We start from the raw sequence: 22,824 nt of genomic DNA, 5'->3' as shown, positions 1-22,824 counted from the left end.
AAAATCCACAATCCAAGCTGATTAAGGTGAAGTATTAAGCGACATAGTTTCAATCGCAACAAGTTCATATCCTGCATCGGCAGGTGATACAACTGAAATAAAAACCAATGGCTCGTCACCGTGATTGAATACTCCATGCACGCAACCAGTATGAGCAACTACCACATCCCCTGCAAAAATCGGCTTCGCAGTGCCAGCTCGATCCAAATAATATTTTCCCTTCCCGCTCAGAATAGTCCAAGTATCTTGCCCATGAGGGTGAATGTGTGGAGCGATTTCCTGCCCCGGTTTGATGTACCAGGCTACAACAACAGCATCCTTGGATTCTGTAACAACCGAACGGATAGGTTCCCCATCTGTTGGCTGAAGAAATTTAGAACTGTTGAATATTCTAGTCATGTCAAGATTTCTGAGCATTAGCTAGGTTGATAATTGCTTGTATAGAAGCTCGTGCTTGTGGGCTGTTACGCCAACAAGTTAACTGAAGCATTTGAGAGATTTGCATCGTGACATCATCGATATTGGCTGATTGCAGCTCCTTTAAAGAGGAAAAACCAGCTTGTTCGAGTCGCTGAATAACTTTTTCTCCTACTCCTTTGAGTCTCAGCATCGATTGCTTTTCGCGATCGGGGAAAGGCATTGTGTTTAAACTCCGGCAACAGAAGAATAACCGTAAAGACTAAGTAGACAATAAACAAAATGTGCTCTGTAATTCAGTTTCAAGACAACTCGCGTTTTATTATATCGCTCAAGGTGAAATGTCAAAAGACATGATATCAGGAGTACCCCACGGTTGCACCTCTTCTACTGGAGAAAGGGTGAAGTCAAACAGAATAGAGAAAATTTCCACTTATTTGCCGCTAAGATAACAGCGATCGCCCTTGCCTGAATAAACTTCCTCACGGAATAAAAATTCGTCTTACACCCAGATAGTTCTCAACATAAAGTGCAATCTCAACCAGACAATTAACACAAAGTTCTCGATATTCAGATTCACTCACTCGATTGACATTTGCAATTGTAATCACAGGTAATGAATCGAGCGTGTTTTCTTCACGCAGCACCTGCTCTAACAAATCCTTGCCTTTGGCACTTCGATTTGCAGTCAGTAGAATCATCTTGTTTGCTTGTGCCAATCGCCAAACTACTCTATCGCTGCTATCAATTGTCAATGACATCTCTTCAAACATCACGAAGCGAATCTCAATGACATCAAGCCAGCCTTGGTTAATGATAACGTCCAATAGAAGCTTCGCTTGTCCTCTAATATTGTGGTCAATCAGAAACTTCATGGCTTAGACTTAAGCCTTGCCTTTTGCGCCTGAAGTTTTGCCCAGGCTGCTTCTCTACCTGGTGGCGGTGGCAGTTTAGCAATTTGAGCAAAGCGATCGCGATTTTGCTCCTCCCAGTACTGCCGAGTTTCTTCATCTTCTTTCACCACAATTTGATACTCTGCTTCCACTTCAGCACGGTTCGCTTCAATGTAGGATATAGCTGCATCAAATTGTTCATCTGTAATCTGAGGAAAATGATGGCGGAAAGACTGGGGTGTGTGTCCTGCATGGAGGTAGTCCATGAACTGGTATAGCGTGATGCGAGTACCTGCGACCACAAGCCCACGCTCTGTACGGATAATTCCTGCTTGTTGGTTGGGTACTGAAGCCATATTTACAGCCCTTTAGAACCTGTTTTTAACCTGTTTCTATCATACCTTATAAACATTGCGCCTTTAAAATGCAGTTGTAGCCAATATTTTCTACGTATTAGTATTATGTTTAGATGAGTAAATTAAATAAACTAGTCAAGCAATTGCTTGCCAACCCACCTGAAGTACGTTTTGAAGATTTGCAGTATGTGCTTGAGGCATTTGGATTTGAGGAAAAGCGTTCTAAGGGAAGCCATCATACTTTTGAAGATAGTGAAGTAAGGGTTTTGACGATTCCCAAAAAGGGTGGAAAGAAGGTTAAGAAAGTTTATATAAAAAGAGTAGTTAATTTATTAAATTTAGAGCAATGGCTACAAAATATTTTAGAGGGAGAAGAAAATATAGAAAATGAATAAGAGGAAAAGTAAAATCATGAAAAATGAACAAGCACAAGCGGAACTTAAATCGTTGGATTATTACCTAAACTTGAATTATCCGATTACTCTGTATCCTGATGTTGAAGAAGGAGGATACGTTGCTGAAATAAAAGATTTACCAGGATGCTTAACTCAAGGTGAAACATTGGAAGAAACAATTGATAATATTGCTGAAGCACGCGAATTGTGGATTGAAACTATTTATGAAAAGGGAGATGAAATTCCTTTACCTAGCACAGAAATCAATGATAGTTTTGATTTACAAATACGGATACCTAAAGCATTGCACCGTAGTTTGTCAGCATTAGCCCAAAGGGAAGGAGTGAGTTTGAACGAATATATTTTGTCTGTATTGGATGAGGTGAGTGACAAATTTTTGTACAAAATTAATCAAGGTTTGAAGCAAGTGGAGGCTGGTAATACTATGTCACATGAAGAAGCCAAAAAACAAATGAAGACATGGCAAGAGTAAGCTGAACTAGTCAAGCTTTAGATGATTTACAAGCAATAGGTGATTTGATTGCACAAAATGCACCGAGTTTTGCTCAGGTATTTGTAGATCCGGTATTTCAAGCGGTAGAACTTCTAGAGCAATTTCAGCGATTGGGACGTGTAGTACCAGAATTTAGTCAAGAAGATATTCGAGAGATTATCTTTGGTAGTTACCGGATGGTGTATTTGGTGAGTAATGAAAATGTCAATATTCTGACAGTTTTCCATTCATTAAGGCAGCTTAAGCTATTTGATTTACAAAGCGAATCTGATGAGTAGAAGCGACAGTAAATCTTAATTAAATATCGGGAAGATTTGATACACCAACCTCCCCAGTCCCAAACCCAAGCTAGAAGTTGCAGCTAAAATTAGAAATATAAGCCATTTACTTAAGGATTCTTCTAGCTTATCTATAGGCTCTGACAAAACTTCAACAAAAAGTCCAAATAATATACCAATTGCAATCAAAGTCAAAGCCCAAATCACAACAAAAGTCCCAACCCAAGCTAAAGGCCAAGCCAAAGCCCCAGCCCAAGCCAAAGACTCAACCCAAGCCCTAGCCAAATCCCCAGTTCCACGAATAGCAAAAACTATAGCCCCGTACCCAATCTGTGGAGACCACGACTCACTCGACTCAATCTTAGCCCTCCTCATCACTTCAGACCAGGTCAAAAGCCCAGCCCAAATCAAAATCCCAGCCCCAGCCCACACTAACCCCAAATTTACTGAGAGAAAGCCGACAATTAAGTAAATAAAAACAACGTAAAATAACCAGCCCCAAGGAATAGTTTTTGGTCGCGGTGTAGAAAGATTGACTGGCTGAACTATAACAGGTTGTTGAGGTGGTGAAGATGGAACAGTTTTAGTTGGCTTTGGCTGAGGCTCTTTCAACAACTCTAACCATTCCTGCATTGATTGCGGACGATCTTTTGCCTCTAACTTCATTCCTCTTGAAATTGCCCGATTCACTCTGTTGCTAATACTGGAATTAATCCGTTGTGGAGGCTCTAATAATTCTGTACCATTAGCTCGAAGTGGAGCAGGCGGAGGTAGCCTTTTGGTTAACAGAAAATATAGGGTTGCAGCTAAAGCATAAACATCGGTATAAGCACCTCGTTGTGCTACTGTTAAATACTGCTCAATTGGTGCAAAGCAATGAGAAAGATTTGCCGTGTGCAGTTGTGGTAAATCAGGGCTGAATTCCCGCGCAATCCCAAAATCAATTAATACTGCTTCTGGTTTATCGGCACGCACAATAATATTTGCTGGTTTAACATCTCGATGTAATAAGCCTTGTTTGTGAACAACTGTTAGCGCTTCTCCAATCTGGCGAATGTAACCTAATGCTTCAGCTTCTGGCAAAATACCACGATTGACAACTATATCTGCAAGATGTCTCCCTTGAATGTATTCCATCGCCATGCACCACAGCTGCCCTTCCTGGAATACATCATCAACCCGCACAATATGTGGATGACTGCATTTGGCTAACCGTAGTGCCTCTCTCACAAAATCTTCTTGTAATTTGGCAAAATCTGGTCGGCTTTGTACTATTTCATTGAGAGTCTTAATAACAACTAGTGTCCCATTCTCATGTCTAGCTAAATAGGTGATGCCAAAGCCACCTTGGGCAAGAATCCTGTCGATAGTATACTTACCATCACGGAGCAAATGCCCAGATGACCAAACTGTTATAACTTGTTTAGGAGCTAGCATTTCCAACCATTCTTGCATGGTTTGGGGACGGTCTTGGGGTTCTAGTTCCATCCCCTTGAGAATTGCCTGATTTAAGTCATCGCTGATACTAGGAATATATTGCTGTGGTGGAACTAACGGAGTACTGTATAGCTTGCGGTCAAGGGAAGTTACCGGACGTTGACCTGTGATGGCATAGTATAAAGACGCAGCCAAAGAGTAAACATCGACACGTGGTTCTCGACCGCCTCCCATTTGTTCGTAAGGGGCAAAGGCGACATTAGCAAAAAACTTTGAACTGACTGTGGCAGGTACAGCTTCGCCAGCAATGCCAAAGTCAATGAGAACAGCTTTACCATCTTGCTGCACCATAATGTTACCAGGGTGAGCATCGCGATGTACCAATCCTGCTTGGTGTACAACTTTCAAAGCTTCGCCGATTTGGTGTATACATTTAACAGCTTCGTCGGTAGGTAAGGCTCCCCGTCGCTGTACTAGATTAAATAAACTCTCTCCTTGGACAAAATCCATTACTAGACAGTATATGCCGCCTTCATGAAACAAATCCCTGACGCGCACAATATTGGGATGTTGCGTTTCAGAAAGCTTTTCCAGCCGTCGCCCTTCTTCAATGAATCGCTTTACGTATTTGGGATATTCTGGATCGTTTTGCAGGCTTTCGTTAGGCGTTTTAATTACCACGAGATTGTTCAGGAACGTGTGTCGTGCTTTACAAGTAATTCCGAATCCTCCTTGCCCCAGGACTTGTTCGATGATGTACTTATCGCCCTGCAACTTGTGTCCAGCTGCCCAAACCATTGGTTATGACTTTAATACTGTAAGGTTGATTATGCCACAACCAAATTTTGTAATTAGCGCGATCGCACTTGGTTTTCTTATCATTCTTAACAGGAATCTATAATGGTGTGTTGCGCTTGGCGACAACACACCCTACGATTTAATGATCGCTTGTGCATAGTTTTAGGATTTGTATTAATTCTTTCCCTTCTGCCCTCTGCCTCTGGGCAGTCGCTATAACGGGGGGAACCCCCGCACGGCGCTGCTCTGTGCCTCCTGCCTTTTACTTACAAAGCTTTCAATACCTCTGTTTGAATCCACAAAAGCAATTCCCGGTTTACTTGTTCGGGATGCTCATCGTGGGCGCAATGTCCGGCATTTTCTACTTCTATTAATTGCAGTGCTGGGTTGTAATTTAAAAAGCGCTTTGAGAGAGTAGAGGGAATCATGCGATCGCCTTTACCCCATAACAATAACGAAGGAATCTGGAGATTACTCAAACTAGACTTAATGCAAGGATAAAATTGCGGACTGAGCATTGCTTTGATAATGGCACAAAATGCTCTAGCAGAATAGCGATCGCGAGCAGGTGCACTGAGAATTTCAATCAGTTCTTCGGTAATTGCTTCTTTGCGAGCATACGCCATTCCCAGCCAATGTCTGAGAATGCAAGGATAACGTAATAAGTAAAACAGTGGTTGCAGTAGCAAAGGTGAGGAGCAAATGCTCTTCAGGCGATTGATGAATGGGCGTATAGCTTTTGGGATTGATTCTTCAGTATGAGATGTATCCGGTAAACTAATCATGGCTACACCTCGTACAATCTCTGGATGAGCTGCTGCCGTTGCCAAGCAAGTTACAGAGCCAATAGAATTACCTACTAATACAGCAGGTTCTTTGACAAAGGTTTGCCAAAATTCATAAACTTGCTCTGTCCACAGTCCTACAGAATAGGAAATATCTGGCTTAGTAGAAGCTCCAAAACCCAACAAATCCAGTGCATAAACGTTGTAATACTTTGCTAGTTCTGGTATATTTTGTCGCCAATGACCGATAGATGCACCAAAGCCGTGCAATAAAATCACCGACAACCGACTTTTAGGGTTAGATACAAAAGTGTAACGAACCTTCCAACCTCGCCACTGCCAATCTTTATAGTTACCACGCTGCTGTATTGCAGAAATACCGCTTTTCTGTACAGATTTTCTCACTGACTGCAATGCCGCATTTTCTCTATTCAGCGTTGCAATAAATGGTAAACCAACAATAATACAAGCTGTATAAACGTAGAAATAGAAACTAATGATATCTGATTGATTAATAGCAAAAGTAATCAGAAAGATTGAGAAAGGAAATGCCGATATCAATACAATTAAATAGCTAGGTATGCCAAATTCAGGATAATAGAACTGAGTAGAAGTATTCATGAACTCATTACACCATTAATTTCCGTTTCATATAGTAGAATCGTTGTTTCAGCACCTAATCTACCGACTTCTGGGGCTTCTCCCATTTCTAATTCAATGGCGTAAGTCCATGTTCCAGAGGTCGGCTGTAAACATAAAACTTTGCCTACACCACCGATAAAGAAAACCTTTTGATTAGGACTATATCTGGGTGAGCGTATAGTTATCATTTTTGTACTCCCAATCTAATTGCAATTGTTGAATTAAATTAATGGACTTATCTTGCTGATTTTTAGTTGCAATTAACAACTACTAACAACTATTAAGTAACAATTTTTAACTAAAACTGAATAACTAACTATCTTATTTGTTTATGTTTATTTACGTCCGTTTGTTTCTAAATATGGCGTCGTATTTCGATAATATTTCCCGTCATTACTTAAAAGCCCTATCAATAGGCTTAAAGCTCACATACTCTAAAGGATGATATTAGTAAAAATTTAAATTGAATAGTGCTATACAAAGTAAAATTGTAGGAGCAGCTTTAGCAACAAAGCGGAGATTTAAAAGATGCGAGTAATGACAAAAGTTGGAAGCCTGGAGTTAAACGAACAATAATTAATCAGGTATGTTCATATCGAAATCAGTATTACACCTCAAGATTAACGTTGCACCTATATCAGTAGAGTTGCCGAAACTCGTCCCCTAGCTTTCAGTCCTCTTTTTTAATTTTACTCTTCCGAGAGTGACAACAAATTACCACCTCAAAGTGGGAAGACAAAAAAGACACAGAGAAACTATCAAAAACATTCCCCACATCTTTGCGTCCCCGTGTCTGCTTTAAAATCTTAGGCAAAACTTACCATATGGTAGATGCAATTACAAACCGACTAAGTAGAACTTCCACCCACTGGGTGAGTTACAAAATCTTGCTATTGCAATAGGATTTAAAATACTGGCTTTAGCTAATGCGTTTTGTGGTTTGCACGTTTTTTCTCAAAAGAGCGAATAGCTGATGAGAAAACTTGTAAATTCAATTCGTTTTAGTAGAGTTATGCTGCCTTAGAAATCTGCAATAGGAGCCTAACTATATGTACCTCTCACTATGGCCTGGCAAGCCATATCCTTTAGGATCAAACTGGGATGGCAAGGGTACCAACTTTGCTTTGTTCTCGGAAAACGCAACAGGAGTGGAGTTGTGTCTGTTCGACCAAAAAGGGCGAGAAACTCGATTGGAACTGAAAGAAAAAACCAACTTTACGTGGCATGGTTATGTTCCTGCGATCGGGCCAGGCCAGCGCTACGGTTTTCGGGTACATGGCCCTTTTGCTCCTGAAGAAGGACATCGTTTTAACCCCCATAAACTGGTTATTGACCCATACGCCAAGGCCATTGACGGTGATGTTCGCTTTGGCGAAGAAATATTCGGTTATCGCTGGAACGATCCGAATGAAGACTTAAGCTTTTCTGACCTAGATGACGCCCATTTGGTTCCCAAATCTGTTGTCGTAGATCAGTCTTTTGATTGGGAAGGAGATGAACTGTTACAAACTCCCTGGCATGAAACGGTAATTTACGAAACTCATGTCAAAGGATTTACTAGACTTCACTCCGAGATCCCCGCTAGACTACGCGGAACTTACGCTGGTTTAGCACATCCAGCGGCGATTTCTCACCTTCAGTCATTGGGTGTGACTGCTGTAGAATTGATGCCTATCCATCATTTTCTTGCATATCCCGGTCACTTAGCAGATAAGGGTTTAAAAAATTACTGGGGTTATGACTCAATTAACTATCTGGCTCCCTATTCTGGTTACAGTGCCAGCGGTTCTGCTGGGCAGCAGGTGAAAGAGTTTAAGCAAATGGTCAAGGCACTACATAGAGCAGGCATTGAGGTGATCCTGGATGTGGTCTATAACCACACAGGTGAGGGCAATCATATGGGGCCAACTTTATCTCTGCGTGGCATTGACAATGCTGCTTATTATCGGCTGGTAGACGGAAATTGCCGTTATTACATGGATTTTACAGGTTGTGGTAATTCTCTTAATGTCCGTCATCCTCAGGTGCTGAAATTAATTATGGATAGTCTGCGCTACTGGGTGTTGGAGTGCCATGTTGATGGTTTCCGTTTTGATTTAGCATCAGCTTTAGCACGAGAACTTTACGCAGTCGATCGCCTTGCCGCTTTTTTTGACATTATTCACCAAGATCCAATCTTAGCAGATGTAAAATTAATTGCCGAACCTTGGGATGTGGGTGAAGGTGGCTATCAAGTAGGCGAATTTCCTTTGTTGTGGTCAGAGTGGAACGGTAAATATAGAGACACAGTACGCGACTTCTGGCGTGGAGAAGATAGCCGCATGGCAGAATTTGCCTATCGCTTTACAGGCAGTTCTGACCTATATCAATTTAATGGACGCAATCCCAGTGCCAGCGTTAACTTTATTACTGCCCACGATGGCTTTACTCTCTACGATTTAGTTAGTTATAACGACAAGCACAACGAAGCAAACGGGGAAGATAACCGAGATGGAGAAAGCCACAACCGCTCTTGGAACTGTGGTGTAGAAGGCAACACAGACGATCCCCAAGTGCTGCGCCTGCGGAGAAAGCAACTGCGGAATTTTTTAGCGACGATGTTTCTTTCTCAAGGAGTACCCATGCTGGTGATGGGAGATGAAATGGGGCGATCGCAAGGCGGCAACAACAACCCCTACTGCCAAGATAATGAAATTTCCTGGTTAAATTGGGACTTGCAAGAAGAAAATGAAGCCTTGTTAGATTTCACCCGCCAGTTAATTGACTTTCGGCGCAGACATCCAGTGTTCCGCAGGCGTAAATGGTTCCAAGGTCGAGCTATTCACGGTTCTGGTGTAAATGACATAGCTTGGTTTAACCCCGACGGCGGCGAAATGACAGAAGAGCAGTGGAACGTTGGCTATAGCAAAGCGATTGGCATTTTCCTTAACGGCGAGGAAATAGCCACACCAGGGCCACGAGGTGAACGTATCATCGATGAAAGTTTCCTGTTGTTCTTCAACGGCCATTACGAAATGCTGGAATTTCAGATTCCCAAAGGACTACAAGACTGGGAGTGGCTCACCATCATCGACACCACCAAACCACGCTTTGTCCAACGTGGCAAACGCTACATTGACGATAAACCTGTAGAGGTAGATGCGCGATCGCTCGTCGTGCTGCAAAAAATGGGAAGAATTTCCCGTAACGATGAAGATTAACTAGGGACTGAGGCATGTTTTCAAACTAATCGTTATGCTATTTCAGGTTTTTAGATCCCCCATTATCCCCCTTAAAAAGGGGGACTTTAAGAAACTCTTAGCCCCCCTTAAAAAGGGGGGTTGGGGGGATCAAAGAGTTTGAAAACACTCTCTAGGGACTAGGAATTTAAATACATTTTCTATCCCCTATCCCCTGTCCCCTGTCCCCTATCCCCTATCCCCTAATCATGCATATCGGTTCTCAATATTTAGGCGATCGCACTTGTAACTTTACTCTCTGGGCGCCTCTGGTAGGTAAAGTTGCAGTTCACCTTATTGCTCCAGAAGAAAAAATTATTCCCCTGCAAAAAGATGAACGAGGCTACTGGCATGGTACGGTTAACAATATCGAGCCAGATACTCTTTACTTTTATCAACTCGAAGGTCAAACTGATCGAGCCGATCCCGCTTCCCATTCTCAACCCGAAGGAGTTCACGGCCCCTCGCAAGTAATTGACCACAATGCTTTCAAATGGAATGATGACCAATGGCAGGGAATTCCCTTAGAACAAATGGTTATCTACGAGTTGCACGTTGGAACTTTTACCCAAGCAGGTACCTTTGAGGCAGTAATTCCTCGGATTCCTGAGCTATTGGAGCTAGGCGTTAACGCTATTGAAATTATGCCCGTTGCTCAGTTTCCGGGAGAACGCAACTGGGGCTATGATGGCACTTTCCCTTATGCAGTGCAAAATTCTTATGGTGGAGTGAATGGCTTGAAACAACTAGTCAATGCCTGCCACCAACAAGGTATGGCAGTGATTTTAGATGTAGTTTACAACCATCTCGGCCCGGAAGGTAATTATCTTTGGGGATTTGGTACTTACTTTACCGATCATTACAAAACGCCCTGGGGTAGTGCGGTTAATTTTGACACTGCTTACAGTGATGGTGTTCGACACTACTTTGTCCAGAATGTTCTGTACTGGCTAGAAAACTTTCATCTTGATGCTTTGCGTTTGGATGCCATCCACGCCATCTATGATTTCGGCGCTAAACATATTTTGGCAGAAATGGCTGATGCAGTCGCCCAACTTTCACAGCAGCAAGGATGCAAACGCTATCTGATTGCAGAAAGTGATCTCAACGATCCACGCATTATCCGTCCTCAAGCCATGGGTGGTTATGGGATAGATGCTCAGTGGAGCGATGATTTTCACCATGCTTTGCATACAGTAGTAACTAAGGAAAATATTGGATACTACCAAGACTTTGGTAGCTTAGAACAATTAGCAAAAGCTTATCGCCACGCCTTTGTTTATACTTGGGACTATTCCCCCCATCGCCGACGCTATCACGGTAATGAGACGAGCGGCTGCCTTGCCAGTCAGTTTGTAGTTTGTTCGCAAAATCACGATCAAGTAGGAAATCGGATGCTAGGCGATCGCCTCTCCTCGCTCATTTCCTTTGCAGCACTGAAATTAACAGCGGCAGCAGTTCTCCTTTCTCCCTACGTTCCCATGTTGTTTATGGGAGAGGAATACGGTGAGATAGCACCTTTCCTTTATTTTGTCAGCCACAGTGACCCCAACATCATTAAAGGAGTACGAGAAGGCAGAAAAGCGGAATTTTCTGCTTTTTTTGATGCTTCCGGGCAAGAACCACCAGATCCGCAAGCCGTAGAGACATTGGAGCGATCGCGTCTCAATTGGGAGATGCGCCACCAAGGTAAAAATCGAGCGCTATGGTTGTTTTACCAAAAATTACTCCAACTCAGAAGAGAAATTCCTGCCTTAGCTAACTTAGATTGCAACAATTTAGAAGCTTTGGTAATAGAACCAGAGAAAGTTTTATCTTTGCAGCGTTGGTGTGAAAATAGTCAAGTTATGTGTTGGTTTAACTTTAGTCAAGATGTAGTAGAGATTACAGCAAATCTACCTTCCGGAATCTGGAAAAAAACACTCGATTCTGCTGAATCCACCTGGGGAGGCAGCGGTTCCCAGTTACCGGAGAAACTTTCTACTGAAGAACAACAAAAATTAGTACTAAATCCCGAAAGCGTTATTGTTTACAGTAATGACTAGAAGGCACAAGAGAAGGCAAGAGGTGAGGCAGCCCACCACCAAAGGCGGTTTCCGGCGTTCGCGTAGCGTCTCCGAAGGAGTTTGGGGGACTGCCGTACGCCGGAGGCGTTCCCACAGGGTACCCGTTCGGCGTAGACGCAAAGCGGCTTCTCGCAGAGTAGCCGTTCCCGAAGGGTAGGGCAGAAGGAAGAGAAGATAAAAGATTTTAGTGAAATTGGAAAATTTGAGTTTGGAGGGAGAAATTTCTACTTCAAAACGAGAACTTTCAGGCTTGAAACCAAAAACTTCTAGTTTGAAACAAGAAACTTCAGGTTCAAAACCAGAACTTTCTAACTTGGAACGAGAAACTTCTAGCTCAAAACGAAAACCTTCAAGCTTGAAACCTGTCCCCTGTCTCCTGTACCCTATCCCCTATTCCCTGTACCCTATCCCCTATCCCCATGATGCAGATACCTATAGCAACCTATCGAATCCAGTTCACCCCCGAATTTGGTTTTGCCAACGCTAAAGCGATCGCTTCTTTCTTGGCAGAGTTGGGAATTTCTCATGTCTATGCCTCTCCCATTCTTACTGCTAGAAAAGGCAGCACCCACGGCTACGATACCGTGAACTATAACGAAATTAGCCCCGAATTGGGAGGAAAAGAACAATTTGAAGAACTGATTGAGGAACTCAAGCAACTCAATATCGGCTGGGTGCAAGATATTGTACCCAACCATATGGCATTTGACAGTCAAAACCAAATGCTTGTGGATGTTCTAGAAAACGGTTCTGATTCACAATATCGAGATTTCTTCGATATTACTTGGAACCATCACTACGAAGAAAATCGGGGCAAAGTACTAGCACCTTTTTTAGGTAAATTTTGTGGTGATTGTTTAGAAAGCGGGGAACTACAATTACAATATGGTGAAAATGGCATCACTATTAACTATTACTCGTTAAAATTTCCCATCCGAGTCGAATCTTACTACCAAGTTTTAACCTATGACCTTGGGCGTTTGCGGGAAAAAATAGGTAGAGATCACCCATATTTCATGAAACTTCTGAGTGTTCTCTATATGTTGAAATATACTCCATCTGGAGAGGAAGGCAGAGAACGATACGACCAAATTACTATTGTTAAACGAATGTTATGGGAACTCTGGAATGATAGCCCAGAGGTGAAAGAATTTATTGAAGAAAACATCCATGTTTTTAACGGAGAACCGGGTAAACCTGAAAGCTTCAATCTTTTGGAAAACTTACTTTCTGAACAATTTTTTCGTCTTTCCTACTGGAAAGTGGGTAACGAAGAACTTAACTATAGACGCTTTTTTACCGTTAATGAACTAATTTGTCTTCGGATTGAAGAAGAAGAAGTTTTTGATAATACTCATGCTTTGATTTTGGAACTAGTTAAAGAGGAAAAATTTAATGGATTAAGAATTGATCATATTGATGGGTTGTACGACCCTGCAAAATACCTCAATCTACTTCGAGAACACGCCCCTGAAGTTTATTTAGTAGTAGAAAAAATCTTAGAACCGAAAGAAGAATTGCCAATAACTTGGCCGATTCAGGGAACAACAGGGTATGACTTTCTTAACCAAGTCAATGGAATTTTTTGCTTACAATCAGCCGAGCAGGAATTTGATGATATTTATCATAAGTTTATTAGAAAACAGGTTTCCTGCGAAGATTTGATTGACCAGAAAAAGAGATTAATTATTAACAAAGATTTAGCGGGAGATATTGACAATTTAGCACAGCTGCTCAAACAAATTTCCGGACGCTATCGCTACGCTAGTGACTTTACCATGTATGGCTTGAAAGCTGCTTTGGTGGAAATTTTGGCAGTTTTCCCAGTTTATCGCACCTATATTAGCAGTACTGGTGCTAGCAAAACTGATAAGGAATATATTCAGCAAGTTCTTGACCGTGCAAAACAGAATATTCCTAACTTTCTGAATGAGTTAAATTTTATCGAGAAATTTCTGCATTTAGATTTTGATGAGTCTTTAAAAGAAGAAGACAAGCAACAATGGTTGCGTTTTGTCATGCGGTTGCAGCAAATGACAGGGCCATTAATGGCAAAAGGTGTCGAAGATACTGTTATGTATGTGTATAACAGGCTGCTGTCACTAAATGAAGTAGGTTCCCACCCCGCTCATTTTGGTATTTCTTTAGAAGACTTTCATACCTTCAATCAAAACCGTTTCGCTGCTTGGCCTCATGCGATGAATACAACTTCTACCCACGATACCAAACGGGGAGAAGATGTCAGATCCAGGATCAATGTACTATCGGAAATCCCCCAAGAATGGGAGAGTAATTTGAAACAGTGGCGTGAAATTAATGCACCACAGAAAATTTCTGTTGGCGGACGAGATGTGCCAACACCTAACGATGAGTATTTGTTCTACCAAAGTCTTATAGGTGCTTTTCCCTTCCAGGATGAAGAGTACTCCCAATTTGTAGAGCGGATGCAAGAGTACATAATTAAAGCAATTCGCGAAGCAAAAGTTCATACTGCCTGGCTCAAACCCGACACAGATTATGAAAATGCCTTTACTCAGTTTGCAGAACAAGTATTGAAAGAACCTGAAAACAACCCCTTTTTGGAAGCTTTTCGTCCTTTTCAGCGCAAAATTCAATACTACGGTGTATTTAATTCCCTCTCTCAGACGTTGCTGAAACTTACTGCTCCCGGTGTTCCAGACACCTATCAAGGAACAGAACTTTGGGATTTGAGTTTGGTAGATCCAGATAATCGCCGTCCGGTAGACTACCTAGCGCGGCAAGAATATCTTCAGGATATTAAAGGCAAAATTGGGACTGAGTTGCCGGGTTTAATTACAGAACTGTTGCAAAATCCAGAAGACGGAAGAATTAAACTGTTCCTGACTTATCAAGTTTTGCAAGCCCGTCGGCAATATTTGGAAGTCTTCCAGCGAGGAGCATACTCAAAATTAACTGTTGCTGGTAGCTTAAAAAGTCATGTTGTCGGATTTGCTAGGGAATTAGGAGATAAAAAAATTCTAGCGATCGCTCCCCGTTTCTTCACTTCTCTCGTCAAAGAAGGAGAATATCCTCTTGGTGAACAGGTTTGGCAAGAAACCCGGATTGTTCCCCCTACCGATTCTTCCCCTATATGGCAAGACGTGATTACAGGGCGACAAGTGCAAGGTGAAGATACCCTCTGGGTGCGGGATATTTTGCAACAGTTCCCCGTGGCGTTGTTGGTAAATCAATCACAACAGTAGAATCACGCAAGCGATCGCACTCTTCTCACTAGCACTTAAGGTTTTCAATCGAGCGATCGCTTAGAAACATTCATTTACTACAACTGTTTCAGTAGTTGATTAACAGATAACACGGGCATGGTTGCATTTGAAAAATTCCGATCGCGGGTAACAATTGCATCTAAACCTTGAGCAATTGCACAAGCAATTTGTACAGCGTCTTCAAAATCTGCCAAACCTGACATTAAAGCAACTTCCAAAACAATTCTGACATAACCTACAACTTGTCCAGCACCAAGCGCTTGAAACAAGGCTTCTGCATCCGAAGAAAATGGCTCCCGCTCTAGCAAGAAATCAAGAACTATGTTGGTATCGATGAGAACTCTCCCTTGAGATACTTCTCCACTTGATGCTCTTCCAGCATTGCCTCTACTTGAGCGTCAGTGGGTGGCGGCTGATCTGTTTTTAGCAAACCACGCATCTGATTAATCAGAGTTTTTCGATTTGGTTGTAGGTTAAGATTGCCTTTAAGGGATTCAATGATGTCACTGACTAATGCGAGACGATCGCTCACCGATAAGTGACGGGCTTGCTCTTTCAACTTTTGCAATAACATTAGATCTACTCCAACAATCGCTGGTATCTAGATTCTAATATGAGCGATGATGAGCGATCGCCAGTCCGCGCTCGGTACGAATAATACTTGACTGCTCATTGGATATTGGAGCCATACCCATCGCCTCTTTGAATTTCTTTGGGAGTTTACCTTTATAGTATCGCTACAACCACTGACTATAAACGAACATGACGTACCTGTACAATCATTCGTTTTAGAGGGCGCAAGATTGGATGCCAAGTTGGAGGTTTGAGATCAACATCAATATAGTGTGCGATTTCCTCTGCAACAGCCTCAATTGCTTTGCCTTCCGTGTTGAGATGAACTACAAACTTCTCATCTGAAAGGGACATCAAGCAACGATCAAGTTGGCGTGCACTCCAAGAGTTGTTACCATCACCGCGTCGCCGCAATCGACGAAGAATAGTCTCGCGAGAAGCAAGCAAAGTAAAATGATGTACCTGTAAACCCTCATGTCTCAATGCACCCACGGTTTGCTCGTAGTAGAGATGATCGACTACAGTCATGGGAACGATGATTGTTCCTGCAAAGTTTTCAGCGACATATCGTAGTCCTTGATAGGTAAATTCGCGCCATATCAAATGATTTTGAAAATCTCCTACACGAACTTCTGATGGTACGATTTTGCGGAGGAAAAAGCCAATTTGCTCAGGATCGAACACAAAACTACCAGGAATGCGACTGTGTAACTCAAAGGCAGTCTGGGTTTTACCGATACCAAAAGCTCCATTTAACCAAATAATCATCAGTGGCAGCGATTTTCTTAGACCGACTACAACCTATTACTTTAGCAAATGGGTATTTCGTTCCAGTCCTGCAAGTATCTTTCACAATCCATGAGCTTGAGCCAGTCTGCTGTAACACAGTTGTTACGGCGATCGCCTGCCGTTGTTTTTCCGTGAGTTCAATGGTAAAGACAGCTATATTGAATATCAAAGATATCAGCCAGCCCCTTGATGGGCATGGCAAGTTTGCTAGAGATGAAGGTTTTTTTCTGAAAAGCCAACCGTTTTGAAGATACGCCCCTGGAGGGTGCGAATGAGCAGCAATCCTCCCATAACTGCTAAAAATCCACAAATAGCCCAAAGTTGAGTGCTAGGAATTTCTACAACACCCCGCAAGATAACTTCTCGTAATGCAGAGACAATCGACACTTCGACAGCGACGCCAACGGAGATGCGCCGTTCTTGGAGGTAGATGATTAATAGTCGAAATAGCTCAACCAAAATCAATAGAAATAAAATATCGGAGGTGATTGCTTGAAACTGAAGGGGGTGCATGAGAGAGAAAAATAGTTCCCCCATCCGGATGAGCATGATACTAAACAAACCAACGCACAGTAGTATCACAATCAAGTCTTGAACAGTTTCAAGATAATGAACAATCTGTTCTCGACTGACTAGCATTTTCCACTGACTGGGTGAATTATTCCAGATTTTAAACATTGCCGTTTTTCTTTCAGATGGCAATTGTTCCTGTGATGTTTAGGCTTGCTTTTTCGTTAGGTGTTTCCAAGCCGAATTTAGGGCGTGTTTGACGCGATCGCCAGCACGGTTCGCTGCTTCCTGAAAGCTTTCCCACTCGTCTTGCAAAAACTGTGCAGCTTGTTGCAAGGCGTTTTTGTCATGCTTGCCAGAGGCTTGTAATTCGTCATGTACTTCTTTAATCTTCACCCGTACCACTTCTGGGCGATCATCTGGCGAAACTAAAAATTTAAGGCGATCGCCCATTGTCTGCACTAAGTTTTTAACTTGCTGTGACTTCTCGCTAATAAAGCCCTTAAGTCCTTCTGGCTCACTTTTGAGGTGTTCTTTAGCACCTTCTCGCACTACAACCGCCTCTGCTTCAATGACTTCCACATCTTCTGGATATAATACTGCCCTGCCGCCAAAGGGAGCGGCGATATCTCCTCCCAGAACATAGGCTGCAATGTCGCCAGTTTCCCAATCAAAGAGAAAATCTTCCACCCATCCCAAAGTTTCAGCCATAGGAGAGCGGACTGGCAATTGGTACAAACGGCGGAGATTTGTAGGTTGAGAAACAACGGTACTACTGTAAGTTAATACGGCATCGGGGCCGATGACAAACACTTGCTCTAAGGGTGTATATCCTTGACTTCCTCCTAGAAAGCTCACCCTTCCTTTGTCATCAATCCAAACCTCTTCTACTGTGTCAAAACGGGATGCACTACCACTTTCCATTGCCATTAAACCGAGGATTTGGCTGCGGCGTACAACATTAATCATGGTTTTCTCCTCCTCATATATATGTATGTCTGCGCGATGATGTGAGCGAGGGCGCGCTACATTAGCTAGTGATTATTTTGAGGAAAAATCGGATTCACCACGCTCGGTGAGAGTGCAATACGGTTCAGTTAGTGATGTTGATTTCTCGGAGATCCCCCTTAGTCCCCCTTAAAAAGGGGGAAAATTAACTGCGTTTTACCTCCCTTAAAAAGGGGAAAATTAACTGCTTTTTGCCCCCCTTTCTAAGGGGGCTTGGAGGGATCTAACCTTATCTGCAACAAATAAATTAACCTATATTAACCTTGACAACTTTGTGCTTTTCGTCTTCAGCTTTCGGCAAGATTAAACTGAGAATTCCATTTTTGTATTCAGCATGCACTTTATCATTTTGAATATGGGTAGGCAACGGAATCACCCGTTCAAATCTGCCGTAGCGGAATTCAGAGCGAGTTATACCATTGTCTTCGATTCTAGTTTCAGACTTACGCTCACCACTAATAGAGACTGATTCAGCACTAACTTCTACCTTAATGTCTTTTGGTTCTAAACCGGGTACTTCCAGTTTCAGGTGAATCGCATCATCGGTTTGTTCCATCTCAGCGGCTGGAACAAAAGATAACCCCACACCTTCTCCGCCATCAGACAACAGTAGCCGATCAAACAGGCGATTCATATCCCGATATAATGTCTCAATTTGCCGTAAGGGTTCCCAACGAATAAGTGCCATAGCTATCACCTCTAGGCATCAAGATTTTGTCTAGTAGAGGCTCAATTTCAAGCTTCCTGGCTCTTACTGATTAAATATAATTTTGTAAATAGAGCTTTAATCTCAAGAAGCTCGATCTCAAGCTTCCTAGCTAAACACTAGCACCAAGGTTAAAGTTAAGTAGGTTCGGTTTTATAGCCTAGAGCGATCGCAATATCCGTACTATTATCAAACTTGTCCCCGTTCCCAGTTCCCTATTTTGATCATGTCTGTTTTTCAAGGAATTAATAATGCCCTCATAGTCGGTGCAAGCCAAGGTATCGGTTTAGGTTTTGTGAAAAAATTACTACAACTGGACAATATCGCCCGCATTTATGCAACCTATCGCCATCAGGAATCGGCTTCTGAGTTAATTAAACTGATGGGCGAGCATCCAGACAGATTAGTTTGCCTGTTAATCGATATCACAGATGAGGTGCAAATCTCGAAATGTGTAGAACAACTGCGTGCAGAGATAGACAAATTACATTTAGTAATTAACTGTGTGGGAATACTGCATGAAGGAACGTTACAACCGGAAAAAAGCTTGAGACAAATTAATTCCGAACAGTTGGTACGCTATTTCCAGGTTAATAGTATTGGTGCTGTGTTACTTGCCAAACACCTATTGCCATTATTTCGACACAACGATAAAAGCATTTTTGCTAGTATTTCTGCTAAAGTCGGCAGCATAGGTGATAACCAACTTGGTGGATGGTACGGTTATCGTGCCTCCAAAGCTGCACTGAATATGTTTATGCGCAACGTGGCGATAGAATATGGCAGAACTAGTCCAAAGACAATAGTTGTGACATTGCATCCTGGCACAACTGATACACGTCTTTCCCAGCCTTTTCAAAAAAATGTACCTGCGGAAAAATTATTCTCTGTAGAGCGTACTGTTAACCAATTACTTACTGTGATAGAAAAGCTACAGCCAGATGATAGCGGACAGTTTTTCTCCTGGGATGGCAGTCGCTTACCGTGGTAAATTAATTGAGTAGAAGGCGGATGGCAGAAGGGAAAAAGTTATTTCCGTCTGCTTTTTATAAATTGCCATTTTATACTTAATCATGTCCACCTACTTAGAAACGTAGGGGCGATCGCTCTCCAATTAACTCGCTAATTTGCGCTGCATTCTCGAAGTAATTACGCGTAGCACCATTGCAGAAACGAGCAAAATTACCAACGGTAAATATATTAACATTGATTGGAAAATTCTCAGACTAAATTCCAGTGTAAAACCGAGCCAGAAATAGTACATTCCCGCAGTATGCCAAATCTTCCAAGCACGTTGACTTAACAAAGCCGCCGGACGCTCGAAGGATGTTACAGTCATGCCTATGAGGAAGACATAACCTAAGATTCCCAAAGGATCAAATTTTGGGTGAGCGCCAGAAGTGACAAACCATAATCCAGTCCAAGTGATCGCATGATAAGTGTGGGAGACTGCAAACGATAATCCGAAATAGCGGCGATTTTTCAACAGCCATGTGCTGATTGGGCTTAACCAAATTCTTCGCAACGCAGAAGCAACAAAAGCACAAAGAAATAAAATATATGATGTTCTAGCGGTTGCTCGTATCGCCATTCGCATACTTTGTTCGTCAATACCATGTACAAGCCAGATTGCAGCAACCATCGCACCAATCGCCAACGCAGACAAACCAACGATCCGCCATCCCTGTATATTTCTCATGCCTTGCAACTCCATAGAGAACATTGCTGATAGGTACAAAGTTTAGCGATCGCCTTTTGCTCCTGTCTTGCCTATTCTTCTGAAAAATGTTCTCATCTTCCGCAAATTTCAACCTAGATGTTCCCTATTTTCAAAACAGGTTTCTATATGCCTTGGGCGTGGTTTTGGTTAGTTGACGAAATACTCTTGTGAAATGACTTTGATTTTGAAAACCCACTTGTTGACAAATTTCTACAAGCGTCAAATCTCGTTTTAGTAATAACTGCTTTGCTTTGTCTATTCGGCATTTCATCACGTACTGATGTGGAGACAATCCTGTAGATTGTTTAAATAAACTAGCAAAATAATGCGGACTCATGTGAACTGCACCACTCAATTGTGCCAAATTCAAATCTTGATCTAGATTTTCATTGATATAGCCAAGCACTTCCCTAAGTTTATATTTAGGCAATCCACCCGTATAGTTTTTTATCTCCTGTTGCTGTGACGAGTATCGCCTCACTAAATGTGCAGAGAGTGCTGTTACCATTGACTCTAAATAAAGCCGACTGCCTGTGTCTCCTGCTTCTAACTCTGCTTTTAGTGCTAACCCCAAATGTTGAATTAACGGATCGCATAACTGCCACTGCGGTAAAAGTTCGATTTGATCTACGTCTAGAGATTCAGAAGCCATACGCGCCAACATTGCAGGCTCAACAAATAATTCGAGTAATGGAACTTCCCGATCAAGTTTGCTTCTGGGAAAAAGTTCAGTAGCTGGAAAAATTGCTATTTCACCCTGAGCATAATCTATATGCTGCCAACGTCCATTCAACATATAGCTAGCACGAAAATCATCTAAAGCAATGACGATAAAATGCTGCCCTAAGTAAGTTTCAGGCATTTCATCATTAGCGGGTTCTAACTCATAGATGAGGTGCAAGCCATCACATCCAGCCTCTAACAAGTGTAAATGTTGGGGAGGTTCATTCTTAGACACGGTTGGCATCGACTTTAAGTGACTGATTTTAATTTATCAGCTGCGATTCCAAAATCCTGTTAGCGAGTGACTGCTCTGTTGCTTGTAAAAATCCTTAAGGCAGAGATTACACCTTACGCTACGCTAGAAAAGCACATTCTTTGAAAGTTCATACAGTAGTGGTTCGTTCAGCTAAAACAAAATGCTCGTCTAAACGTAGTCGCCAAATCCGAGATCCAAAGGCGATGCAACAGCAGATTTTAGACGCAGCGGAAGAAGAATTTTGCAAGCATGGGTTGAATGGGGCGCAGATAGAAGCGATCGCCACGCAGAGAGTAGGAAGATTATTTTTACCATTAACTATTAGCCATTAGCTACTAACCACTATCCATTATCCACTAACCACTAAGCTAATGACTAAAACCATCGTCGTCAAAATTGGAACTTCCAGTCTAACTCAACCAGAAACTGGACAACTGGCACTTTCCACGATCGCTACTTTAGCAGAAACTCTTTCGCAGTTACGACGACAGGGACATCGGGTGATTTTGGTTTCTTCTGGTGCCGTTGGGGTAGGTTGTGCTCGTTTAGGTTTAACAGAAAAGCCGAAAGCGATCGCTCTCAAACAAGCAGTTGCCGCAGTTGGGCAAGGGCGATTAATCCGTGTATACGACGATTTATTTACTACCTTGCAGCAACCAATTGCTCAAGTATTGCTGACACGCAGTGACTTGGTACAGCGCAGTCGCTATCTCAATGTCTACAACACATTCAAGGAATTACTGGAATTAGGCATAATTCCCGTGGTAAACGAGAATGACACGGTAGCGGTAGAGGAATTAAAATTTGGGGACAATGACACCCTTTCAGCCTTAGTTGCTAGTTTAGTCCACGCAGATTGGCTATTTTTACTAACTGATGTAGATCGGTTGTACTCCGCCGATCCCCGTTCTGTACCGGATGCGCAACCAATTAGTTTGGTTAGTAATATTAAAGAATTGGAAGAATTACAAGTACAAACAGGTACTCAAGGCTCACAGTGGGGTACTGGTGGTATGGTGACAAAAATTTCTGCTGCTCGCATCGCTACTGCTGCTGGTGTGCGTACCGTCATTACCGAAGGTAAATATCCCCGAAAAATAGAACAAATTTTACAAGGAGAAGCTATTGGTACTCACTTTGAAGCGCAGCCAGAGCCAACTTCTGCTCGTAAACGCTGGATAGCCTACGGTGTAGTTCCTTCGGGAAGATTGTATTTAGATGAGGGAGCAGTGGTAGCAATTTCACGAGCAGGTAAGTCTTTGTTAGCTGCTGGCATTACCGCCGTAGAAGGGGAATTTGATAGCCAAGATGCTGTGCAATTATGCGATCGCAGTGGAAAAGAAATTGCGAGAGGACTTGTGAATTATAACAGCACAGAACTGCAACAGATTCGCGGACGTCGCTCAAGTGAAATTCCCATCATTTTAGGATATGAAGGTGCGGAGACTGTGATTCATCGAGATAATCTGGTTTTAACTTAGGAAGGCAGTCAGTA

The 22,824-nt window shown here is 42.4% G+C and carries 25 protein-coding genes and 1 pseudogene; 11 read left to right on the top strand and 15 right to left on the bottom strand.

The window, feature by feature from the left end:
* Positions 1 to 21: 21 nt before the first annotated feature.
* The 4 genes from U2718_RS22785 to U2718_RS22770 all read right to left on the bottom strand — a co-directional run bounded on the left by U2718_RS22785 (position 22) and on the right by U2718_RS22770 (position 1,666).
* Positions 22 to 399: a cupin domain-containing protein gene (locus U2718_RS22785; protein ID WP_342002460.1), complete on the bottom strand. Its 378-nt coding sequence runs from the start codon at positions 397 to 399 to the stop codon at positions 22 to 24.
* A gap of 1 nt (position 400) precedes the next feature.
* The gene (locus tag U2718_RS22780; protein ID WP_342002459.1) at positions 401 to 640 is read right to left on the bottom strand and encodes a helix-hairpin-helix domain-containing protein; all 240 of its coding nucleotides are present in this window, start codon (positions 638 to 640) and stop codon (positions 401 to 403) included.
* Between the two features lie 259 nt (positions 641 to 899).
* Entirely contained in the window at positions 900 to 1,292 is a 393-nt protein-coding gene (locus U2718_RS22775; protein WP_342002458.1) for an ACP S-malonyltransferase, read from the bottom strand.
* Positions 1,289 to 1,666 (bottom strand): DUF433 domain-containing protein, encoded by a 378-nt coding sequence (locus U2718_RS22770; protein ID WP_342002457.1) that lies wholly within the window; start codon positions 1,664 to 1,666, stop codon positions 1,289 to 1,291. The genes U2718_RS22775 and U2718_RS22770 overlap by 4 nt, the downstream gene beginning before the upstream one ends.
* Before the next feature lie 113 nt (positions 1,667 to 1,779).
* Between U2718_RS22770 and U2718_RS22765 the strand changes: the two genes are divergently transcribed.
* The 3 genes and pseudogenes from U2718_RS22765 to U2718_RS22755 all read left to right on the top strand — a co-directional run.
* On the top strand, positions 1,780 to 2,061 hold the full coding sequence (locus tag U2718_RS22765; protein ID WP_342002456.1) for a type II toxin-antitoxin system HicA family toxin: 282 nt from the start codon (positions 1,780 to 1,782) through the stop codon (positions 2,059 to 2,061).
* A gap of 16 nt (positions 2,062 to 2,077) precedes the next feature.
* Entirely contained in the window at positions 2,078 to 2,554 is a 477-nt protein-coding gene (locus tag U2718_RS22760; RefSeq protein WP_342002455.1) for a type II toxin-antitoxin system HicB family antitoxin, read from the top strand.
* 17 nt (positions 2,555 to 2,571) lie between these two features.
* A pseudogene (locus U2718_RS22755) lies at positions 2,572 to 2,853 on the top strand (type II toxin-antitoxin system RelE/ParE family toxin); the annotation flags it as partial.
* Positions 2,854 to 2,868: 15 nt separating this feature from the next.
* Here the strand turns inward: U2718_RS22755 and U2718_RS22750 are convergent.
* From U2718_RS22750 to U2718_RS22740, 3 genes are all read right to left on the bottom strand, one after another.
* Positions 2,869 to 5,088, bottom strand: coding sequence for a serine/threonine-protein kinase (locus tag U2718_RS22750; RefSeq protein ID WP_342002454.1), 2,220 nt, complete (start codon positions 5,086 to 5,088; stop codon positions 2,869 to 2,871).
* 266 nt (positions 5,089 to 5,354) lie between these two features.
* Positions 5,355 to 6,494, bottom strand: coding sequence for an alpha/beta fold hydrolase (locus tag U2718_RS22745; RefSeq protein ID WP_342002453.1), 1,140 nt, complete (start codon positions 6,492 to 6,494; stop codon positions 5,355 to 5,357).
* Positions 6,491 to 6,703 carry a hypothetical protein gene (locus U2718_RS22740; protein ID WP_342002452.1) on the bottom strand — a complete coding sequence of 71 codons (213 nt, stop codon included), beginning with the start codon at positions 6,701 to 6,703 and terminating at the stop codon, positions 6,491 to 6,493. The genes U2718_RS22745 and U2718_RS22740 overlap by 4 nt, the downstream gene beginning before the upstream one ends.
* An 861-nt stretch (positions 6,704 to 7,564) precedes the next feature.
* Between U2718_RS22740 and glgX the strand changes: the two genes are divergently transcribed.
* The 4 genes from glgX (at position 7,565) to treY (ending at position 15,023) form a co-directional block, all read left to right on the top strand.
* Positions 7,565 to 9,715, top strand: a complete 2,151-nt coding sequence (gene glgX / locus U2718_RS22735) for a glycogen debranching protein GlgX (RefSeq protein ID WP_342002451.1) — start codon at positions 7,565 to 7,567, stop codon at positions 9,713 to 9,715.
* A 227-nt stretch (positions 9,716 to 9,942) separates the two neighbouring features.
* On the top strand, positions 9,943 to 11,778 hold the full coding sequence (treZ, locus tag U2718_RS22730; RefSeq protein WP_342002450.1) for a malto-oligosyltrehalose trehalohydrolase: 1,836 nt from the start codon (positions 9,943 to 9,945) through the stop codon (positions 11,776 to 11,778).
* A complete protein-coding gene (locus U2718_RS22725) occupies positions 11,771 to 11,956 on the top strand; it encodes a hypothetical protein (RefSeq protein WP_342002449.1) in 186 nt (61 codons plus the stop codon). The genes treZ and U2718_RS22725 overlap by 8 nt, the downstream gene beginning before the upstream one ends.
* Before the next feature lie 265 nt (positions 11,957 to 12,221).
* Positions 12,222 to 15,023 carry a malto-oligosyltrehalose synthase gene (gene treY, locus U2718_RS22720; RefSeq protein ID WP_342002552.1) on the top strand — a complete coding sequence of 934 codons (2,802 nt, stop codon included), beginning with the start codon at positions 12,222 to 12,224 and terminating at the stop codon, positions 15,021 to 15,023.
* Positions 15,024 to 15,100: 77 nt separating this feature from the next.
* On the opposite strand, the gene U2718_RS22715 is transcribed toward treY, so the two are convergent.
* The 3 genes from U2718_RS22715 to U2718_RS22705 all read right to left on the bottom strand — a co-directional run bounded on the left by U2718_RS22715 (position 15,101) and on the right by U2718_RS22705 (position 16,385).
* Positions 15,101 to 15,352: a PIN domain-containing protein gene (locus tag U2718_RS22715; protein WP_342002448.1), complete on the bottom strand. Its 252-nt coding sequence runs from the start codon at positions 15,350 to 15,352 to the stop codon at positions 15,101 to 15,103.
* An 11-nt stretch (positions 15,353 to 15,363) separates the two neighbouring features.
* Positions 15,364 to 15,618 (bottom strand): hypothetical protein, encoded by a 255-nt coding sequence (locus tag U2718_RS22710; protein ID WP_342002447.1) that lies wholly within the window; start codon positions 15,616 to 15,618, stop codon positions 15,364 to 15,366.
* Between the two features lie 176 nt (positions 15,619 to 15,794).
* Entirely contained in the window at positions 15,795 to 16,385 is a 591-nt protein-coding gene (locus tag U2718_RS22705) for an AAA family ATPase (protein ID WP_342002446.1), read from the bottom strand.
* Between the two features lie 2 nt (positions 16,386 to 16,387).
* On the opposite strand from U2718_RS22705, the gene U2718_RS22700 reads away from it, so the two are divergent.
* Positions 16,388 to 16,654 (top strand): hypothetical protein, encoded by a 267-nt coding sequence (locus U2718_RS22700; RefSeq protein WP_342002445.1) that lies wholly within the window; start codon positions 16,388 to 16,390, stop codon positions 16,652 to 16,654.
* Here U2718_RS22700 and U2718_RS22695 read toward each other — a convergent pair.
* The 3 genes from U2718_RS22695 to U2718_RS22685 form a co-directional block, all read right to left on the bottom strand.
* Entirely contained in the window at positions 16,614 to 17,084 is a 471-nt protein-coding gene (locus U2718_RS22695) for a phosphate-starvation-inducible PsiE family protein (RefSeq protein ID WP_342002444.1), read from the bottom strand. The two genes, U2718_RS22700 and U2718_RS22695, sit on opposite strands and share 41 nt — an antisense overlap.
* Positions 17,085 to 17,123: 39 nt before the next feature.
* The gene (locus tag U2718_RS22690; protein WP_342002443.1) at positions 17,124 to 17,885 is read right to left on the bottom strand and encodes a photosystem reaction center subunit H; all 762 of its coding nucleotides are present in this window, start codon (positions 17,883 to 17,885) and stop codon (positions 17,124 to 17,126) included.
* A gap of 286 nt (positions 17,886 to 18,171) precedes the next feature.
* The gene (locus tag U2718_RS22685) at positions 18,172 to 18,612 is read right to left on the bottom strand and encodes an Hsp20/alpha crystallin family protein (RefSeq protein WP_342002442.1); all 441 of its coding nucleotides are present in this window, start codon (positions 18,610 to 18,612) and stop codon (positions 18,172 to 18,174) included.
* 244 nt (positions 18,613 to 18,856) lie between these two features.
* On the opposite strand from U2718_RS22685, the gene U2718_RS22680 reads away from it, so the two are divergent.
* The gene (locus tag U2718_RS22680; RefSeq protein WP_342002441.1) at positions 18,857 to 19,621 is read left to right on the top strand and encodes an SDR family NAD(P)-dependent oxidoreductase; all 765 of its coding nucleotides are present in this window, start codon (positions 18,857 to 18,859) and stop codon (positions 19,619 to 19,621) included.
* Positions 19,622 to 19,744: 123 nt separating this feature from the next.
* Here U2718_RS22680 and U2718_RS22675 read toward each other — a convergent pair whose 3' ends face one another.
* Both U2718_RS22675 and U2718_RS22670 read right to left on the bottom strand, forming a co-directional pair.
* Positions 19,745 to 20,329: a hypothetical protein gene (locus tag U2718_RS22675; RefSeq protein ID WP_342002440.1), complete on the bottom strand. Its 585-nt coding sequence runs from the start codon at positions 20,327 to 20,329 to the stop codon at positions 19,745 to 19,747.
* Between the two features lie 130 nt (positions 20,330 to 20,459).
* Entirely contained in the window at positions 20,460 to 21,317 is an 858-nt protein-coding gene (locus U2718_RS22670) for an AraC family transcriptional regulator (RefSeq protein WP_342002439.1), read from the bottom strand.
* A 131-nt stretch (positions 21,318 to 21,448) separates the two neighbouring features.
* Here U2718_RS22670 and U2718_RS22665 point away from each other — a divergent pair, with 131 nt between their 5' ends.
* Complete coding sequence (locus U2718_RS22665) at positions 21,449 to 21,661, top strand: hypothetical protein (RefSeq protein WP_342002438.1); 213 nt, start codon at positions 21,449 to 21,451, stop codon at positions 21,659 to 21,661.
* A gap of 39 nt (positions 21,662 to 21,700) precedes the next feature.
* A complete protein-coding gene (gene proB / locus U2718_RS22660) occupies positions 21,701 to 22,810 on the top strand; it encodes a glutamate 5-kinase (RefSeq protein WP_342002437.1) in 1,110 nt (369 codons plus the stop codon).
* The last annotated feature ends 14 nt before the right edge of the window (positions 22,811 to 22,824 follow it).

This window comes from Chlorogloeopsis sp. ULAP02 (assembly GCF_038404745.2).
Classification (GTDB): domain Bacteria; phylum Cyanobacteriota; class Cyanobacteriia; order Cyanobacteriales; family Nostocaceae; genus Chlorogloeopsis.
The sequence above is the reverse complement of the archived record's forward strand: the minus strand, read 5'-3'. Positions and strand labels throughout refer to the sequence as shown.

Coding starts and splice junctions, on each gene's coding strand:
- U2718_RS22705 (WP_342002446.1), bottom strand. CDS start 16,385: ATGATTATTTGGTTAAATGGAGCTTTTGGTATCGGTAAAACCCAGACT.
- U2718_RS22780 (WP_342002459.1), bottom strand. CDS start 640: ATGCCTTTCCCCGATCGCGAAAAGCAATCGATGCTGAGACTCAAAGGA.
- U2718_RS22690 (WP_342002443.1), bottom strand. CDS start 17,885: ATGATTAATGTTGTACGCCGCAGCCAAATCCTCGGTTTAATGGCAATG.
- U2718_RS22740 (WP_342002452.1), bottom strand. CDS start 6,703: ATGATAACTATACGCTCACCCAGATATAGTCCTAATCAAAAGGTTTTC.
- treY (WP_342002552.1), top strand. CDS start 12,222: ATGCAGATACCTATAGCAACCTATCGAATCCAGTTCACCCCCGAATTT.
- U2718_RS22670 (WP_342002439.1), bottom strand. CDS start 21,317: ATGCCAACCGTGTCTAAGAATGAACCTCCCCAACATTTACACTTGTTA.
- U2718_RS22745 (WP_342002453.1), bottom strand. CDS start 6,494: ATGAATACTTCTACTCAGTTCTATTATCCTGAATTTGGCATACCTAGC.
- U2718_RS22775 (WP_342002458.1), bottom strand. CDS start 1,292: ATGAAGTTTCTGATTGACCACAATATTAGAGGACAAGCGAAGCTTCTA.
- U2718_RS22675 (WP_342002440.1), bottom strand. CDS start 20,329: ATGAGAAATATACAGGGATGGCGGATCGTTGGTTTGTCTGCGTTGGCG.
- proB (WP_342002437.1), top strand. CDS start 21,701: ATGACTAAAACCATCGTCGTCAAAATTGGAACTTCCAGTCTAACTCAA.
- U2718_RS22765 (WP_342002456.1), top strand. CDS start 1,780: ATGAGTAAATTAAATAAACTAGTCAAGCAATTGCTTGCCAACCCACCT.
- U2718_RS22785 (WP_342002460.1), bottom strand. CDS start 399: ATGACTAGAATATTCAACAGTTCTAAATTTCTTCAGCCAACAGATGGG.
- treZ (WP_342002450.1), top strand. CDS start 9,943: ATGCATATCGGTTCTCAATATTTAGGCGATCGCACTTGTAACTTTACT.
- U2718_RS22750 (WP_342002454.1), bottom strand. CDS start 5,088: ATGGTTTGGGCAGCTGGACACAAGTTGCAGGGCGATAAGTACATCATC.
- glgX (WP_342002451.1), top strand. CDS start 7,565: ATGTACCTCTCACTATGGCCTGGCAAGCCATATCCTTTAGGATCAAAC.
- U2718_RS22695 (WP_342002444.1), bottom strand. CDS start 17,084: ATGTTTAAAATCTGGAATAATTCACCCAGTCAGTGGAAAATGCTAGTC.
- U2718_RS22760 (WP_342002455.1), top strand. CDS start 2,078: ATGAAAAATGAACAAGCACAAGCGGAACTTAAATCGTTGGATTATTAC.
- U2718_RS22725 (WP_342002449.1), top strand. CDS start 11,771: ATGACTAGAAGGCACAAGAGAAGGCAAGAGGTGAGGCAGCCCACCACC.
- U2718_RS22710 (WP_342002447.1), bottom strand. CDS start 15,618: ATGTTATTGCAAAAGTTGAAAGAGCAAGCCCGTCACTTATCGGTGAGC.
- U2718_RS22770 (WP_342002457.1), bottom strand. CDS start 1,666: ATGGCTTCAGTACCCAACCAACAAGCAGGAATTATCCGTACAGAGCGT.
- U2718_RS22680 (WP_342002441.1), top strand. CDS start 18,857: ATGTCTGTTTTTCAAGGAATTAATAATGCCCTCATAGTCGGTGCAAGC.
- U2718_RS22685 (WP_342002442.1), bottom strand. CDS start 18,612: ATGGCACTTATTCGTTGGGAACCCTTACGGCAAATTGAGACATTATAT.